We start from the raw sequence: 16470 nt of genomic DNA on the forward strand, positions 1-16470 counted from the left end.
GAAGGTTATGTGTTCAATTTTTGGCGTATTCGATATCAAAACAGACGCAGTTGAGCTGCGTAAGAAAGCACTCGAGCTGTCACGCCTGATGCGTCATCGTGGCCCGGACTGGTCCGGTATTTATGCCAGCGATAACGCCATTCTCGCCCACGAACGTCTGTCAATTGTTGACGTTAACGCGGGGGCGCAACCTCTCTACAACCAACAAAAAACTCATGTGCTGGCAGTAAACGGTGAAATCTACAACCACCAGGCATTGCGCGCTGAATATGGCGATCGTTACCAGTTCCAGACCGGGTCTGACTGTGAAGTGATCCTCGCGCTGTATCAGGAAAAAGGGCCGGAATTTCTCGACGACTTGCAGGGCATGTTTGCCTTTGCCCTGTACGACAGCGAAAAAGATGCATATCTGATTGGTCGCGACCATCTGGGGATCATCCCACTGTATATGGGCTATGACGAACACGGTCAGCTGTATGTGGCCTCAGAAATGAAAGCCCTCGTGCCAGTTTGCCGCACGATTAAAGAGTTTCCGGCGGGGAGCTATTTGTGGAGTCAGGACGGCGAAATCCGTTCTTATTATCATCGCGACTGGTTCGACTACGATGCGGTGAAAGATAACGTGACCGACAAAAACGAGCTGCGTCAGGCACTGGAAGATTCCGTTAAAAGCCATCTGATGTCTGATGTGCCTTACGGTGTGCTGCTTTCTGGTGGTCTGGATTCCTCAATTATTTCCGCTATCACCAAGAAATACGCCGCCCGTCGCGTGGAAGATCAGGAACGCTCTGAAGCCTGGTGGCCGCAGTTGCACTCCTTTGCTGTAGGTCTGCCGGGCTCACCGGATCTGAAAGCAGCCCAGGAAGTGGCAAACCATCTTGGCACGGTGCATCACGAAATTCACTTCACTGTACAGGAAGGTCTGGATGCCATCCGCGACGTGATTTACCACATCGAAACCTATGACGTGACGACAATCCGCGCTTCAACACCGATGTATTTAATGTCGCGTAAGATCAAGGCGATGGGCATTAAAATGGTGCTGTCCGGTGAAGGTTCTGACGAAGTGTTTGGCGGTTATCTATACTTCCACAAAGCGCCGAACGCTAAAGAGTTGCATGAAGAGACGGTGCGTAAACTGCTGGCCCTGCATATGTATGACTGCGCGCGTGCCAACAAAGCGATGTCAGCCTGGGGCGTGGAAGCACGCGTTCCGTTCCTCGACAAAAAATTCCTTGATGTGGCGATGCGCATTAACCCACAGGATAAAATGTGCGGTAACGGCAAAATGGAAAAACACATCCTGCGTGAATGTTTTGAAGCGTATCTGCCTGCAAGCGTGGCCTGGCGGCAAAAAGAGCAGTTCTCCGATGGCGTCGGTTACAGTTGGATCGACACCCTGAAAGAAGTGGCAGCGCAGCAGGTTTCTGATCAACAGCTGGAAACTGCCCGCTTCCGCTTCCCGTACAACACGCCGACCTCAAAAGAAGCGTATCTGTACCGGGAGATCTTTGAAGAATTGTTCCCGCTTCCGAGCGCCGCTGAGTGCGTGCCGGGCGGTCCTTCCGTCGCTTGTTCTTCCGCTAAAGCGATTGAGTGGGATGAAGCGTTCAAGAAAATGGACGATCCGTCTGGTCGCGCGGTTGGCGTTCACCAGTCGGCATATAAATAAGACGTGTAATATTGCCCCGGAGAAATCCGGGGCAATTTCAGTTACTGGGGCGCTTGTTGATTCTGATATGCAGTAAGGAAATGTTCCGGGTTTGCCACATCGATGTTTGACAACTCATTACTGTAGGCCAGTATTTCATAGATTAATTTCCCACCACTATTGTTGAATTCCGAATTTCATCCTGTATGACAAAAGAATGGCTGTAGGGTGGGGAAAAAACACAAAGTAAACAATAATTGACGAATATAGCGCCATGCTGTTCGCAACCTAACCAAACAGTCACTTTCGAGCAATTTTCCTTGAAAAAGAGGTTGACGCTGCAAGGCTCTATACGCATAATGCGCCCCGCAACGCCGATAAGGTATCGCGAAAAAAAAGATGGCTACGTAGCTCAGTTGGTTAGAGCACATCACTCATAATGATGGGGTCACAGGTTCGAATCCCGTCGTAGCCACCATCTTTTTTTTGCGGGAGTGGCGAAATTGGTAGACGCACCAGATTTAGGTTCTGGCGCCGCAAGGTGTGCGAGTTCAAGTCTCGCCTCCCGCACCATTCACCAGAAAGCGTTGTACGGATGGGGTATCGCCAAGCGGTAAGGCACCGGTTTTTGATACCGGCATTCCCTGGTTCGAATCCAGGTACCCCAGCCATATTCTTCGAGTAAGCGGTTCACCGCCCGGTTATTGGGGTATCGCCAAGCGGTAAGGCACCGGTTTTTGATACCGGCATTCCCTGGTTCGAATCCAGGTACCCCAGCCATCGAAGAAACAATCTGGCTACGTAGCTCAGTTGGTTAGAGCACATCACTCATAATGATGGGGTCACAGGTTCGAATCCCGTCGTAGCCACCAAATTCTGAATGTGTCGAATATGTTCGGCAAATTCAAAAACCAATTTGTTGGGGTATCGCCAAGCGGTAAGGCACCGGATTCTGATTCCGGCATTCCGAGGTTCGAATCCTCGTACCCCAGCCACATTAAAAAAGCTCGCTTCGGCGAGCTTTTTGCTTTTCTGCGTATATTCAATGCCGAATACGATGTTGACTCGTCTTATCCTTACAAAGTCGGATGCGACGCTGCCGCGTCTTATCCGACCTACGGTTGGCATGCATCCAGCAATGTTGTGAGGCTACAACCCTAACGCATATTTCAGCGCCTTACGTTTCAACACGCCAGCACGCTCCGCCGCCATCAAACCAAGATTACGCACAAAACGCAGCGGTGGCAGATTATTGCTGAATCCAGCATAAAACAGATCCATACCACTTTGCATCATGAAGTTATCCGCCATACGCCGCATCTGGTAACGCTTGAGCACAGGATAACTGGCCCACGCTTCGCCGTAGCTGCGGGCGTTCACCAGAACGTCAATCAGGGCATCGACATCACGATAACCAAGATTCACTCCCTGCCCCGCCAGCGGATGGATGGTATGCGCGGCATCGCCCACCAGAGCAAGCCCTGGTTGCACATACTGCAACGCATGGCGACGTATCAGCGGAAACGCACCAGCGGCAAGCGGTGTTACGTAACCCAGACGCGACGGGAAATGCTTCGCGATTTCCGCCTGTAGCTGCGCCATATTCATATTCTGCAACTGGCGAATGCGCGCCGGAGAGTCATACCACACCAGCGATGCCCAGTTATCAAACAACGGCAGAAACGCACGCGGTCCGTCCGGGGTAAATTGCTGCCAGGTGCTGTCGCCGGGATCGTTCTCACACTGTACGCTAATTAACATACACGACTGCGCATACTGCCAGGCATGAACGCCAATTCCCGCCATCTGTCGCACCTGCGAATTTGCGCCGTCGGCACCAATCACCAGCTTCGCGAGGATCGTTTCACCGCCCTTCAGTTCCAGCTCCTGAAGATCATTATGGCGATGCAGTGCAATCAGCGAGCCTGGCACACGTAACGTTACTTTCGGATGCGCTTCCAGCGCCTGCCACAACGCCTGTTGCAGGACAGTGTTTTCCACCATGTAGCCAAGCAACGGTAGCTTAAGTTCAGCGGCGTCAAACACGACATGCGCCGTTTCCCACTCCCACGTTTCCAGTCTGCGGTAAGGATGGCAACGCATAGCCTGTACTGCATCCCAGACCCCTAACCCTTTAAGCAATGATACCGAAGCCGCGCTGATCGCCGAGATCCGCACGTCCGGTTGGCTGTCAGCGACAAACGGCGCAGGTTCTGCGTGCTCGATCACCGTTACCGCAAATCCGTGCTGTGCCAGCCCCAGCGCCAGTGCGCCGCCGACCATTCCTCCGCCGACAATGGCAATTTCCGTTGGTTGATTTGTCATGGTCAATCATCCTGTTAGCAATATGCTTTAAGTTTACAGGATTTTTACCCCCAAGGGCTGATAACGCTCATACTGGTCACAACGGCAGCAAAGCATTACACTATGCGCCCTGCATTCCTGGCTACTATTTCGCAAGAGCAAGTCGATGACCAAAAAACTCCATATTAAAACCTGGGGCTGTCAGATGAACGAGTACGATTCATCGAAGATGGCCGATCTGCTGGATGCCACCCACGGCTATCAACTGACCGACGTGGCGGAAGAAGCGGATGTGCTGCTGCTGAACACCTGCTCAATCCGCGAGAAGGCTCAGGAAAAAGTCTTCCATCAGTTGGGTCGCTGGAAACTGTTAAAAGAGAAGAATCCAGACCTGATTATCGGCGTCGGCGGCTGCGTGGCATCGCAAGAAGGCGAGCACATTCGCCAGCGCGCCCACTATGTCGATATTATTTTTGGGCCGCAAACGCTGCACCGCCTGCCGGAGATGATCAACTCCGTGCGCGGCGACCGCAGCCCGGTTGTAGATATCAGCTTCCCGGAAATCGAGAAGTTTGACCGTCTGCCGGAACCGCGTGCCGAAGGGCCGACCGCGTTTGTCTCCATCATGGAAGGCTGCAATAAATATTGCACCTACTGCGTAGTGCCATACACCCGTGGTGAAGAGGTAAGCCGTCCGTCCGACGATATTCTGTTTGAGATCGCCCAGCTTGCGGCTCAGGGCGTGCGTGAAGTTAACCTGCTCGGCCAGAACGTGAACGCCTGGCGCGGTGAGAACTACGACGGCACCACCGGATCGTTTGCCGATCTGCTGCGTCTGGTTGCGGCGATCGACGGGATCGATCGTATTCGCTTTACCACCAGCCATCCGATCGAATTCACCGACGATATCATCGAAGTGTATCGCGACACGCCGGAGCTGGTGAGCTTCCTGCACCTGCCGGTACAGAGCGGTTCCGATCGCATTCTGAACCTGATGGGCCGTACTCACACGGCGCTGGAGTACAAAGCGATCATCCGTAAACTGCGTGCGGCGCGTCCGGATATTCAGATCAGTTCTGACTTCATCGTTGGCTTCCCTGGCGAAACCACCGACGACTTCGAGAAAACGATGAAGCTGATTGCCGACGTCAATTTCGACATGAGCTACAGCTTTATCTTCTCTGCACGTCCGGGTACACCAGCCGCCGATATGGTTGATGATGTTCCGGAAGAAGAGAAGAAGCAGCGTCTGTATATTCTGCAAGAGCGCATTAATCAGCAAGCGATGGCATGGAGCCGCCGGATGCTCGGCACCACCCAGCGCATTCTGGTAGAAGGGACTTCACGTAAGAGCATCATGGAGCTTTCCGGTCGCACTGAAAATAACCGCGTGGTCAACTTCGAGGGCACACCGGATATGATCGGTAAATTCGTCGATGTAGAAATTACCGACGTCTACCCGAACTCTCTGCGCGGTAAAGTGGTGCGAACTGAAGATGAAATGGGTCTGCGCGTGGCAGAAACACCGGAATCGGTGATTGCCCGTACCCGCAAAGAAAACGACCTTGGCGTGGGTTATTATCAGCCGTAATTCTCAGGCCCGCCGTTCCGGTGGGCCTTGTTTTTTCTCTCTTTATCCCCATCTTTATCGCAATGCTTGCGCCTTTTTCCTGTGGCGTGAATAATTTCCTTATAGGCCGGTGAATGTTCAGCTTCCGGCGGCATACAGATAAGAGGAACGGTTTGAACATAGACACTCGCGAAATCACCCTGGAGCCAGCAGACAATGCGCGTCTGTTGAGCCTGTGCGGCCCGTTTGATGACAACATCAAACAACTCGAACGCCGTCTCGGCATCGAGATCAATCGCCGCGATAACCACTTTAAACTGACCGGCCGTCCGATTTGCGTCACCGCAGCGGCAGACATTCTGCGTAGCCTGTATGTCGATACTGCCCCGATGCGCGGTCAGATTCAGGATATCGAACCGGAACAGATCCACCTTGCGATTAAAGAAGCGCGGGTACTGGAGCAAAGCGCGGAGAGCGTGCCGGAGTACGGCAAAGCAGTCAATATCAAAACCAAACGCGGCGTAATTAAGCCGCGCACGCCAAACCAGGCGCAGTACATCGCCAATATTCTCGACCATGACATTACCTTCGGCGTTGGCCCGGCGGGTACGGGTAAAACCTACCTGGCAGTGGCTGCGGCAGTTGATGCCCTGGAGCGTCAGGAAATTCGCCGTATTCTGCTGACTCGTCCGGCGGTCGAAGCCGGTGAGAAACTGGGCTTCCTGCCTGGCGATTTAAGCCAGAAAGTAGACCCGTATCTGCGCCCGCTGTACGACGCGCTGTTTGAAATGCTGGGCTTTGAGAAAGTCGAGAAACTGATTGAGCGCAACGTTATTGAAGTCGCACCGCTGGCCTATATGCGTGGTCGTACGCTGAACGACGCGTTTATCATTCTTGATGAGAGCCAGAACACCACCATCGAACAGATGAAGATGTTCCTGACCCGTATCGGTTTTAACTCAAAAGCGGTTATCACCGGCGACGTCACACAGATCGACCTGCCGCGTAATACCAAGTCTGGTTTGCGTCATGCCATCGAAGTGCTGGCTGATGTCGAAGAGATCAGCTTTAACTTCTTCCACAGCGAAGACGTGGTTCGTCACCCGGTGGTGGCGCGTATCGTTAACGCCTATGAAGCCTGGGAAGAAGCCGAACAAAAACGTAAAGCGGCGCTGGCAGCAGAACGCAAGCGCGAAGAACAGGAACAAAAATGAGTCAGGTGATCCTCGATTTACAACTGGCATGTGAAGATAATTCCGGGTTACCGGAAGAGAGCCAGTTTCAGACATGGCTGAATGCGGTGATCCCGCAGTTTCAGGAAGAATCGGAAGTGACGATTCGCGTGGTCGATACCGCCGAAAGCCACAGTCTGAATCTGACCTATCGCGGTAAGGATAAGCCGACCAACGTGCTCTCCTTCCCGTTTGAAGTACCGCCTGGCATGGAAATGTCGCTACTGGGCGATCTGGTTATCTGCCGTCAGGTGGTTGAGAAGGAAGCTCAGGAGCAAGGCAAACCACTGGAGGCGCACTGGGCGCATATGGTGGTGCACGGCAGTCTGCATTTGTTAGGTTACGATCACATCGAAGACGACGAAGCAGAAGAAATGGAAGCCCTCGAAACAGAGATTATGCTTGCTCTGGGCTATGAGGATCCGTACATTGCCGAGAAAGAATAATTTGCCAGGCATTTGACTGGCAGACGTCCCCGCCGTTGGTGATTAACGACGGCGTTTTGATTAACTAACATGAGAACCCATACGACGCCATGAGCGACGACAATTCACACAGTAGTGACACGATAAGCAACAAGAAGGGATTTTTCTCCCTGTTACTCAGCCAACTTTTCCACGGTGAACCAAAAAACCGTGACGAACTGCTGGCGCTGATCCGTGATTCCGGGCAGAACGACCTTATCGACGAAGATACGCGCGATATGCTCGAAGGGGTGATGGACATCGCAGACCAACGCGTCCGCGACATCATGATCCCCCGCTCCCAGATGATTACCCTGAAACGCAACCAGACGCTGGACGAATGCCTTGATGTCATCATCGAGTCCGCCCACTCACGTTTCCCGGTGATTAGCGAAGACAAAGATCACATTGAAGGGATTCTGATGGCGAAAGACTTGCTGCCGTTTATGCGCAGCGATGCTGAAGCCTTCAGCATGGACAAAGTGTTACGTCAGGCGGTTGTCGTTCCTGAAAGTAAGCGCGTAGACCGGATGCTGAAAGAGTTTCGCTCTCAGCGTTACCACATGGCGATCGTCATTGACGAATTCGGTGGGGTTTCCGGTCTGGTGACCATTGAAGACATCCTGGAACTGATTGTTGGTGAGATTGAAGACGAGTATGACGAAGAAGATGATATCGACTTCCGTCAGCTGAGTCGTCATACCTGGACCGTGCGCGCACTGGCTTCTATTGAAGACTTCAACGAAGCGTTCGGCACCCACTTTAGCGATGAAGAGGTTGACACTATCGGTGGTCTGGTGATGCAGGCATTTGGGCATCTTCCGGCGCGTGGCGAAACCATCGACATCGACGGTTACCAGTTCAAAGTGGCGATGGCCGACAGTCGGCGTATTATTCAGGTTCATGTCAAAATCCCGGATGACTCACCCCAGCCGAAGCTGGATGAATAAAACCGAAACTGGATAGATAACTACATGGCTTTTGCCTCATTAATTGAACGCCAGCGCATTCGCCTGCTGCTGGCGTTATTATTCGGTGCCTGCGGAACGCTGGCCTTCTCTCCTTACGACGTCTGGCCTGCGGCGATTATTTCGCTGATGGGGCTTCAGGCGTTGACCTTTAACCGTCGTCCACTCCAGTCTGCCGCTATTGGCTTTTGCTGGGGATTTGGTCTCTTTGGCAGCGGTATTAACTGGGTCTATGTCAGCATCGCGACCTTTGGTGGAATGCCTGGCCCGGTTAACGTCTTCCTGGTGGTGCTGCTGGCGGCGTATTTGTCGCTGTATACCGGACTGTTTGCTGGCGTGCTGTCGCGGTTGTGGTCAAAAACCACCTGGCTGCGCGTGGCGATTGCCGCCCCTGCTCTCTGGCAAATGACCGAGTTTCTGCGCGGTTGGGTGCTGACTGGCTTCCCGTGGTTACAGTTCGGCTATAGCCAGATTGATGGCCCGTTAAAAGGGCTGGCACCGATAATGGGCGTGGAAGCCATTAACTTCCTGCTGATGATGGTTAGCGGCCTGCTGGCACTGGCGTTGGTCAAACGCAACTGGCGTCCGCTGGTGGTGGCCGTCGTGCTGTTTGCCCTTCCCTTCCCGCTGCGTTACATCCAGTGGTTTACCCCGCAACCGGAGAAAACCATTCAGGTTTCGATGGTTCAGGGCGATATTCCGCAATCGCTGAAATGGGACGAAGGCCAGCTTCTTAATACGCTGAAGATTTACTACAACGCAACGGCACCGCTGATGGGCAAATCATCGTTGATTATCTGGCCGGAGTCGGCGATAACCGATCTGGAAATTAATCAGCAACCGTTCCTCAAAGCACTGGACGGTGAGTTGCGCGATAAAGGTAGCTCGCTGGTAACCGGGATTGTTGACGCACGTCTCAATAAGCAGAACCGCTACGATACCTACAACACCATCATCACGCTGGGTAAAGGTGCGCCGTACAGCTACGAATCAGCCGATCGCTATAACAAAAACCATCTGGTGCCGTTTGGCGAGTTTGTCCCGCTGGAGTCGATTCTGCGTCCGTTAGCACCGTTCTTTGATCTGCCGATGTCGTCGTTCAGCCGTGGGCCATATATCCAACCACCGCTGTCGGTAAATGGTATTGAGCTTACTGCGGCTATTTGCTACGAGATCATTCTCGGCGAGCAAGTGCGCGATAACTTCCGCCCGGATACCGACTATCTGCTGACTATCTCCAACGATGCGTGGTTTGGTAAGTCTATTGGTCCATGGCAGCACTTCCAGATGGCGCGAATGCGTGCGCTGGAGCTGGCGCGCCCACTGTTGCGCAGCACCAACAACGGCATTACGGCGGTGATTGGCCCGCAGGGTGAGATTCAGGCGATGATCCCGCAGTTCACCCGCGAGGTGTTGACCACTAACGTGACACCAACCACCGGACTCACACCGTACGCACGAACCGGCAACTGGCCGCTGTGGGTGCTGACGGCGCTGTTTGGTTTTGCCGCTGTACTGATGAGTCTGCGTCAGCGACGTAAACGTTGATGTGAATGATGCGCGACGCTTATCAGGCCTACGCGATTTTTACAATATGTTGAATTTTCGCGATTTTGTAGGATAAAGCGTACTTTTTCAACACGCTCTGGGGCATGATTATCATGCCCTTTTTTCTTACGGTTCAGGGATACAAGCCACATCGCCATATTGGAGATGCCGAATAATTGCCTGCGGATCAAGCGAGCGCGTCCTGTCCATTTGGATTAACCTGTTCTTCGCCATAACAAATATCTTTCTATCATCCGCTGAAAAACGAAGATGATTCACGTAGCTGGCGGGATAAACGCCAATAATCTGCCCGGCATTAATATTGAGCAGGATGACATAACCTTGCAGGCCATATGACACCAACGCTAAATACTGACCGTCCGGGCTAATACCCTCAACGGAATAAACGCTCCTGCTACACCATTGCGTCATAATGCTGGCTTGTTGATCCTCAGCTCTTATACGTGAAATCCCCTGGCTATCGGCAAAAATAATCTCACCATTTTTTGGTCGGAATCCCATCGCAGAAACGACACCACGCGCATTACCTGCGGGAAAGTCTTCTTTCTGATGCGTGATGGTATTGATCCGCACGATGTTACCTCTGCCTGCTCCCGGAACCAGTAATGTTTTTTCATCCGGGGAAAGTGCCATAACCCAGGCGCCTGGTTTACCGCTCATCCCCGTCCCGTCGTATTTCTCCAGCGGGATATCCGCCACATGCTGATAAGCCACCAGATCAATCGCTGACACACTATTACTGGTGCGATTCATCACCCAGGCTTTTGTGCCATCACGCGAGAGGATAAAGCTGTCAGGATGTGCGCCGGTGGTAATCGACTGAATAATCTCCCCCGTCGCCACGTTAATGACCGATAACGCATTCGCTTCAAATGAAGTCGCATAAATCAACTTTTCATCCAGGCTTAATGCCAGCGATCTGACGCCCTGATCTTTACAGCCACCACAATGTTTGACTGACTTTTCTTTCGCTATGGGCGCTGTAAAGGTATGCAGGATTTTCTTTTGTCCGAGGTCGAAAACAACAATACTGTTCGTGTTTTCAATTGCGGCATACAACGTATTACCATCCCGACTGATCGCCATATCATGGATATCGGCAATCTCAGCGAGTAAATCACCACTGGCCTGCTCACGACTTACCGGAGCGGATAATGTTTCCCTGAGGGCGTTGCGCTCCTCCACTAACTGCTGCTTTTTTTGTCGTCGCTCTTGTTCAATCTCCTGCGGATAAAACGCTTCACGCAGGCTTTGCCCGACCTGTAAAACTGATTCATCAATCTGCTGCTGCACAAACCAGATAGTCCCGGTCAGAAGAAGAGTGACCGCAACAATAATCCCGCCTTCCGTAACGAGCCGATTTTGCCCAACTAAACGCGCACTCAGCCAACCCAACGTGCCCCCCGCAATCAGGCCGCCAATGTGGCAAGCGTTATCTATTCCTGTTTGCCGGGTACCATACAACAGTGTCAGCGCCACCATACCCAACAGAGGAAATACTCGCCGCTGGTTTTTATGGTGTGTGCCCGCACCTGAAGCAAGCTGTGTTGCTATCGCAGCGCCCGCTATTCCCATAATTGCCCCGGATGCCCCAATGCTGATGACTATCTGCTCACTTTCGCGTAACGTATAACAGGCGCTGATCAGCCCACCAAAGATGCCGGAGAATAACCAGATAATCAGGAGTCGCCATTTCCCCAGTATCCGTTCCGCCACTGTCCCCACCACCAGGAGTGCAAACATATTCATCAGCAAATGGGAAAAACTACTGTGCAGAAAAACACTGCTCAATAAGCGCCAGGATTCATCCGACAACGTGAGAGAAGCAACGTTAGCGCCGAGATGGATGAGTGCGGATTGATCGACTTCTTCGTAACTCATCCATTGTGCGAGGTAACAAAATATCCCAACACAGAGCGCAAAAAGGATCAGGGTTATTGCGGGTAATTGAACATTTAACGGCTTAACCGAAGATGCAGACATAAGGTGATTCTTCCTTGAAAAGACTAGTAAAAAGCATTTTCCCGAGTGTAGTTATCATCCCGGCAAACGTCCCACACCGAAAAGTTAACACTGTCCGAAATATGACTTTTTCAAACTGAAATTACAATCGTAATTAATTCACCCCTAAGTATTTTTTGGCATGTAAGTTGCTCTATTTACTGTGTAAGCAATGAAATCAGCCGCAACGCAACCGGGTTGCACCACCACAAATCAGCGGTAGCACCAAAAAGGTGCGGTTTAAGAATTTTGCTTCGGAATGGTGCGGCGCACCTCGCAAAAATAAACAATAAAACAGCAATATCTTTACATTTATCCAAACTAAATGTTACCTAACAAACACAACACTGCACAATAAAGTCGCAGATGATAACAACACAAACACTCACAACGGGTATCCATGCGTTTTTAACGCAGAAGATAAAGGAGTTGGATATGCAATTACGTAAACCTGCCACAGCAATCCTGGCCCTGGCGCTTTCCGCAGGACTGGCACAGGCAGATGACGCCGCCCCGGCAGCAGGCAGCACGCTGGACAAAATCGCCAAAAACGGCGTGATTGTCGTCGGTCACCGTGAATCTTCAGTACCTTTCTCTTATTACGACAATCAGCAAAAAGTGGTGGGCTACTCGCAGGATTACTCCAACGCCATTGTTGAAGCAGTGAAAAAGAAACTCAACAAACCAGACTTACAGGTGAAATTGATTCCGATCACCTCACAAAACCGTATTCCACTGCTGCAAAACGGCACTTTCGATTTTGAATGCGGTTCTACCACCAACAATGCCGAACGCCAAAAACAGGCGGCTTTCTCTGACACTATTTTCGTGGTCGGTACGCGCCTGCTGACCAAAAAGGGCGGCGATATCAAAGATTTTGCCGACCTGAAAGGCAAAGCCGTAGTCGTCACTTCCGGCACTACCTCTGAAGTTTTGCTCAACAAACTGAATGAAGAGCAAAAAATGAATATGCGCATCATCAGCGCCAAAGATCACGGTGACTCTTTCCGCACCCTGGAAAGCGGTCGTGCCGTTGCCTTTATGATGGATGATGCCCTGCTGGCCGGTGAACGTGCGAAAGCGAAGAAACCAGACAACTGGGAAATCGTCGGCAAGCCGCAGTCTCAGGAAGCCTACGGTTGCATGTTGCGTAAAGACGATCCGCAGTTCAAAAAGCTGATGGATGACACTATCGCTCAGGTGCAGACCTCCGGTGAAGCGGAAAAATGGTTTGATAAATGGTTCAAAAACCCAATTCCGCCGAAAAACCTGAACATGAATTTCGAACTGTCAGACGAAATGAAAGCACTGTTCAAAGAACCGAATGACAAGGCACTGAACTAATTACAAGAACCAGGGGCGGAAATTCCAGCCCTCTCGATTGTTACGTAGCACGGACAGACTATACGCCTGGTGGTCGTTCCCCATCGGGCCTGAAAACCGCAATACGCTGGGTAACAATCTTCGAGGGTAGCAGTTAACGCTGCTACCCTCTTTTTTCTGGAGTAGATTTATGTCTATAGACTGGAACTGGGGTATTTTTTTACAACAAGCCCCGTTCGGCAACACCACCTATCTTGGTTGGATCTGGAGTGGTTTTCAGGTGACGATCGCTTTGTCGATCTGCGCCTGGATTATCGCTTTCCTCGTCGGTTCATTTTTCGGCATTTTACGTACCGTTCCAAACCGTTTTCTCTCCGGTCTGGGTACGTTGTATGTCGAACTGTTCCGCAACGTGCCGTTGATTGTGCAATTCTTTACCTGGTACCTGGTGATCCCGGAGCTGCTGCCAGAGAAAATCGGCATGTGGTTTAAGGCAGAGCTGGATCCCAATATTCAGTTTTTCCTTTCATCCATGCTCTGCCTGGGGCTGTTTACCGCCGCCCGTGTTTGCGAACAGGTACGCGCAGCTATTCAGTCGCTGCCGCGTGGGCAAAAAAATGCCGCGCTGGCGATGGGTCTGACGCTACCGCAGGCCTACCGCTACGTACTGCTGCCTAATGCTTATCGCGTTATCGTCCCGCCGATGACCTCAGAGATGATGAACCTGGTGAAAAACTCCGCCATCGCCTCGACTATCGGTCTGGTGGATATGGCGGCGCAGGCGGGTAAATTGCTCGATTACTCGGCCCACGCCTGGGAGTCGTTTACCGCCATTACGCTGGCGTATGTATTGATTAACGCTTTTATCATGCTGGTGATGACGCTGGTTGAACGTAAAGTTCGCCTGCCCGGCAACATGGGGGGCAAATAATGTACGAGTTTGACTAGAGTTCCATTGTTCCTTCCCTGCCATATCTGCTCGACGGGCTGGTGATCACGCTGAAAATCACCGTCACGGCAGTGGTGATTGGTATTTTGTGGGGCACCATGCTGGCGGTGATGCGCTTGTCCAGCTTTGCGCCCGTAGCGTGGTTTGCCAAAGCCTACGTTAACGTATTCCGCTCGATTCCTTTAGTTATGGTTTTGCTGTGGTTTTACCTGATCGTACCGGGTTTTCTGCAAAACGTGCTGGGATTATCACCCAAAAATGATATCCGTTTAATTTCGGCGATGGTGGCGTTTTCGATGTTTGAAGCGGCCTACTATTCAGAGATTATCCGTGCTGGTATTCAAAGTATTTCTCGTGGTCAGTCGAGCGCCGCGCTGGCGTTGGGAATGACTCACTGGCAGTCGATGAAACTGATTATTCTGCCGCAGGCGTTCCGCGCGATGGTGCCGCTGTTGCTCACTCAGGGCATCGTACTGTTTCAGGATACCTCACTGGTGTATGTGTTATCTCTGGCCGATTTCTTCCGTACCGCCTCAACCATTGGTGAGCGTGATGGTACGCAGGTTGAGATGATCCTGTTTGCCGGATTTGTTTATTTCGTTATTAGCCTTAGCGCGTCGTTGTTGGTCAGCTACTTGAAAAGAAGGACAGCATAATGATTACCCTGAAAAATGTTTCAAAATGGTATGGTCACTTTCAGGTGCTGACCGACTGCTCAACCGAAGTGAAAAAAGGCGAAGTGGTGGTGGTTTGCGGCCCGTCTGGTTCAGGCAAATCAACGCTGATTAAAACCGTCAACGGCCTCGAACCGGTGCAGCAAGGTGAAATCACCGTCGATGGCATCGTGGTTAACGACAAGAAAACCGATCTGGCGAAACTGCGTTCCCGCGTCGGGATGGTGTTTCAGCATTTCGAGCTGTTCCCCCATCTGTCGATTATCGAAAACCTGACCCTGGCGCAGGTGAAAGTGCTTAAACGCAATAAAGCGCCGGCTCGTGAAAAAGCATTGAAATTGCTGGAGCGCGTCGGGCTTTCCGCACATGCCAATAAGTTTCCGGCGCAGCTTTCCGGCGGCCAGCAGCAGCGTGTGGCGATCGCTCGCGCATTGTGCATGGATCCTATTGCCATGCTGTTCGACGAACCAACGTCGGCGCTGGATCCGGAGATGATCAACGAAGTGCTGGACGTGATGGTCGAACTGGCGAACGAAGGAATGACGATGATGGTGGTGACCCACGAAATGGGCTTTGCCCGTAAAGTGGCGAATCGGGTGATCTTTATGGACGAGGGTAAAATTGTCGAAGACTCGCCGAAAGACGCTTTCTTCGATGATCCGAAATCGGACCGCGCAAAAGACTTCCTCGCAAAAATCCTGCATTAATCACTCTGGCGCGCATACTCAATTGCGCGCCATCTCACGCTTTCTCGTTTCGTCCCTCGTATCTGTTACATCCCGGCGTTACCCTTGTCGCAAAGAAACACACAACAAGGAGCAACAATGGCACTGCCAATTCTGTTAGATTGCGACCCAGGTCATGACGACGCTATCGCAATCGTTCTCGCCCTCGCCTCACCAGAGCTTGATGTCAAAGCAATTACGTCTTCCGCCGGAAACCAGACACCAGAAAAAACCTTACGCAATGTTCTGCGTATGCTGACCTTGCTTAATCGCACCGATATTCCGGTAGCAAGCGGTGCGGTAAAACCGTTAATGCGTAATTTGATTATTGCGGACAACGTGCACGGCGAAAGCGGTCTCGACGGCCCGGCATTACCGGAACCGACGTTCGCACCGCAAAACTGTACGGCGGTGGAGCTGATGGCGAAAACGGTGCGTGAAAGTGAGGAACCTGTCACCATTGTTTCTACCGGACCGCAAACTAACGTTGCCTTGCTGCTCAATAGCCACCCGGAACTGCATAGCAAAATTGCCCGTATCGTGATTATGGGCGGCGCAATGGGGCTTGGTAACTGGACGCCTGCGGCTGAATTTAATATTTACGTTGACCCGGAAGCGGCAGAAATTGTCTTCCAGTCAGGAATTCCGGTGGTGATGGCCGGTCTGGATGTTACTCACAAAGCACAAATCCACGTTGAAGACACTGAGCGTTTCCGCGCGATTGGCAACCCTGTTTCAACCATTGTTGCCGAACTGCTGGATTTCTTCCTCGAATATCATAAAGACGAAAAATGGGGCTTTGTCGGCGCACCACTGCATGACCCATGCACCATCGCCTGGCTGTTGAAACCGGAGTTGTTTACCACTGTTGAGCGCTGGGTTGGCGTGGAAACACAAGGGAAATATACCCAGGGTATGACGGTTGTTGATTATTATTATCTGACTGGCAATAAACCGAATGCCACCGTAATGGTCGATGTTGATCGTCAGGGCTTTGTTGATTTACTGGCTGATCGTCTGAAATTTTACGCTTAATCACT

Annotated in this window: 13 protein-coding genes and 6 tRNA genes; 17 read left to right on the forward strand and 2 right to left on the reverse strand. The window is 51.7% G+C overall.

Going from position 1 to position 16470, the window contains the following annotated elements; all coding sequences use genetic code 11:
• The first annotated feature begins 7 nt into the window (after nt 1-7).
• The 7 genes from asnB (at nt 8) to EAS44_RS17550 (ending at nt 2646) form a co-directional block, all read left to right on the forward strand.
• Nucleotides 8-1672, forward strand: coding sequence for an asparagine synthase B (gene asnB, locus EAS44_RS17520; RefSeq protein WP_000337077.1), 1665 nt, complete (start codon nt 8-10; stop codon nt 1670-1672).
• A gap of 380 nt (nt 1673-2052) precedes the next feature.
• A tRNA-Met gene (locus EAS44_RS17525) sits at nt 2053-2129 on the forward strand.
• A gap of 10 nt (nt 2130-2139) precedes the next feature.
• Nucleotides 2140-2224 (forward strand) — tRNA-Leu (locus tag EAS44_RS17530).
• 23 nt (nt 2225-2247) lie between these two features.
• Nucleotides 2248-2322, forward strand: a tRNA-Gln gene (locus EAS44_RS17535).
• Between the two features lie 34 nt (nt 2323-2356).
• Nucleotides 2357-2431, forward strand: a tRNA-Gln gene (locus EAS44_RS17540).
• A 15-nt stretch (nt 2432-2446) separates the two neighbouring features.
• Nucleotides 2447-2523, forward strand: a tRNA-Met gene (locus EAS44_RS17545).
• Between the two features lie 48 nt (nt 2524-2571).
• Nucleotides 2572-2646, forward strand: a tRNA-Gln gene (locus tag EAS44_RS17550).
• 154 nt (nt 2647-2800) lie between these two features.
• Here the strand turns inward: EAS44_RS17550 and ubiF are convergent.
• Nucleotides 2801-3976 carry a 3-demethoxyubiquinol 3-hydroxylase gene (ubiF, locus tag EAS44_RS17555; RefSeq protein WP_000184544.1) on the reverse strand — a complete coding sequence of 392 codons (1176 nt, stop codon included), beginning with the start codon at nt 3974-3976 and terminating at the stop codon, nt 2801-2803.
• Between the two features lie 145 nt (nt 3977-4121).
• Here ubiF and miaB point away from each other — a divergent pair, with 145 nt between their 5' ends.
• From miaB to lnt, 5 genes are all read left to right on the forward strand, one after another.
• The gene (gene miaB / locus EAS44_RS17560; RefSeq protein WP_000162737.1) at nt 4122-5546 is read left to right on the forward strand and encodes a tRNA (N6-isopentenyl adenosine(37)-C2)-methylthiotransferase MiaB; all 1425 of its coding nucleotides are present in this window, start codon (nt 4122-4124) and stop codon (nt 5544-5546) included.
• 152 nt (nt 5547-5698) lie between these two features.
• A complete protein-coding gene (gene ybeZ, locus EAS44_RS17565) occupies nt 5699-6739 on the forward strand; it encodes a PhoH family protein (RefSeq protein WP_001018040.1) in 1041 nt (346 codons plus the stop codon).
• Nucleotides 6736-7203, forward strand: a complete 468-nt coding sequence (ybeY, locus tag EAS44_RS17570; RefSeq protein ID WP_000084469.1) for an rRNA maturation RNase YbeY — start codon at nt 6736-6738, stop codon at nt 7201-7203. Before ybeZ ends, ybeY begins: the two co-directional genes overlap by 4 nt.
• 89 nt (nt 7204-7292) lie before the next feature.
• The gene (gene corC, locus EAS44_RS17575; RefSeq protein WP_001278605.1) at nt 7293-8171 is read left to right on the forward strand and encodes a CNNM family magnesium/cobalt transport protein CorC; all 879 of its coding nucleotides are present in this window, start codon (nt 7293-7295) and stop codon (nt 8169-8171) included.
• Nucleotides 8172-8195: 24 nt separating this feature from the next.
• Nucleotides 8196-9737 carry an apolipoprotein N-acyltransferase gene (gene lnt, locus EAS44_RS17580; RefSeq protein ID WP_000853057.1) on the forward strand — a complete coding sequence of 514 codons (1542 nt, stop codon included), beginning with the start codon at nt 8196-8198 and terminating at the stop codon, nt 9735-9737.
• Nucleotides 9738-9863: 126 nt separating this feature from the next.
• Here the strand turns inward: lnt and EAS44_RS17585 are convergent, their stop codons facing one another.
• Nucleotides 9864-11741 carry a rhomboid family intramembrane serine protease gene (locus EAS44_RS17585; protein WP_001276759.1) on the reverse strand — a complete coding sequence of 626 codons (1878 nt, stop codon included), beginning with the start codon at nt 11739-11741 and terminating at the stop codon, nt 9864-9866.
• A gap of 453 nt (nt 11742-12194) precedes the next feature.
• On the opposite strand from EAS44_RS17585, the gene gltI reads away from it, so the two are divergent.
• The 5 genes from gltI to rihA all read left to right on the forward strand — a co-directional run bounded on the left by gltI (nt 12195) and on the right by rihA (nt 16465).
• Entirely contained in the window at nt 12195-13103 is a 909-nt protein-coding gene (gltI, locus tag EAS44_RS17590) for a glutamate/aspartate ABC transporter substrate-binding protein GltI (RefSeq protein WP_001298614.1), read from the forward strand.
• Nucleotides 13104-13272: 169 nt separating this feature from the next.
• On the forward strand, nt 13273-14013 hold the full coding sequence (gene gltJ, locus EAS44_RS17595) for a glutamate/aspartate ABC transporter permease GltJ (protein ID WP_000020941.1): 741 nt from the start codon (nt 13273-13275) through the stop codon (nt 14011-14013).
• Between the two features lie 23 nt (nt 14014-14036).
• Complete coding sequence (gene gltK, locus EAS44_RS17600) at nt 14037-14687, forward strand: glutamate/aspartate ABC transporter permease GltK (RefSeq protein ID WP_029130968.1); 651 nt, start codon at nt 14037-14039, stop codon at nt 14685-14687.
• Nucleotides 14687-15412, forward strand: a complete 726-nt coding sequence (gene gltL, locus EAS44_RS17605; RefSeq protein ID WP_000631389.1) for a glutamate/aspartate ABC transporter ATP-binding protein GltL — start codon at nt 14687-14689, stop codon at nt 15410-15412. The genes gltK and gltL overlap by 1 nt, the downstream gene beginning before the upstream one ends.
• Nucleotides 15413-15529: 117 nt before the next feature.
• Entirely contained in the window at nt 15530-16465 is a 936-nt protein-coding gene (gene rihA / locus EAS44_RS17610) for a pyrimidine-specific ribonucleoside hydrolase RihA (protein WP_025857003.1), read from the forward strand.
• The last annotated feature ends 5 nt before the right edge of the window (nt 16466-16470 follow it).

This window comes from Escherichia coli DSM 30083 = JCM 1649 = ATCC 11775, from assembly GCF_003697165.2.
In the GTDB taxonomy this organism is placed as follows: Bacteria; Pseudomonadota; Gammaproteobacteria; order Enterobacterales; family Enterobacteriaceae; genus Escherichia; species Escherichia coli.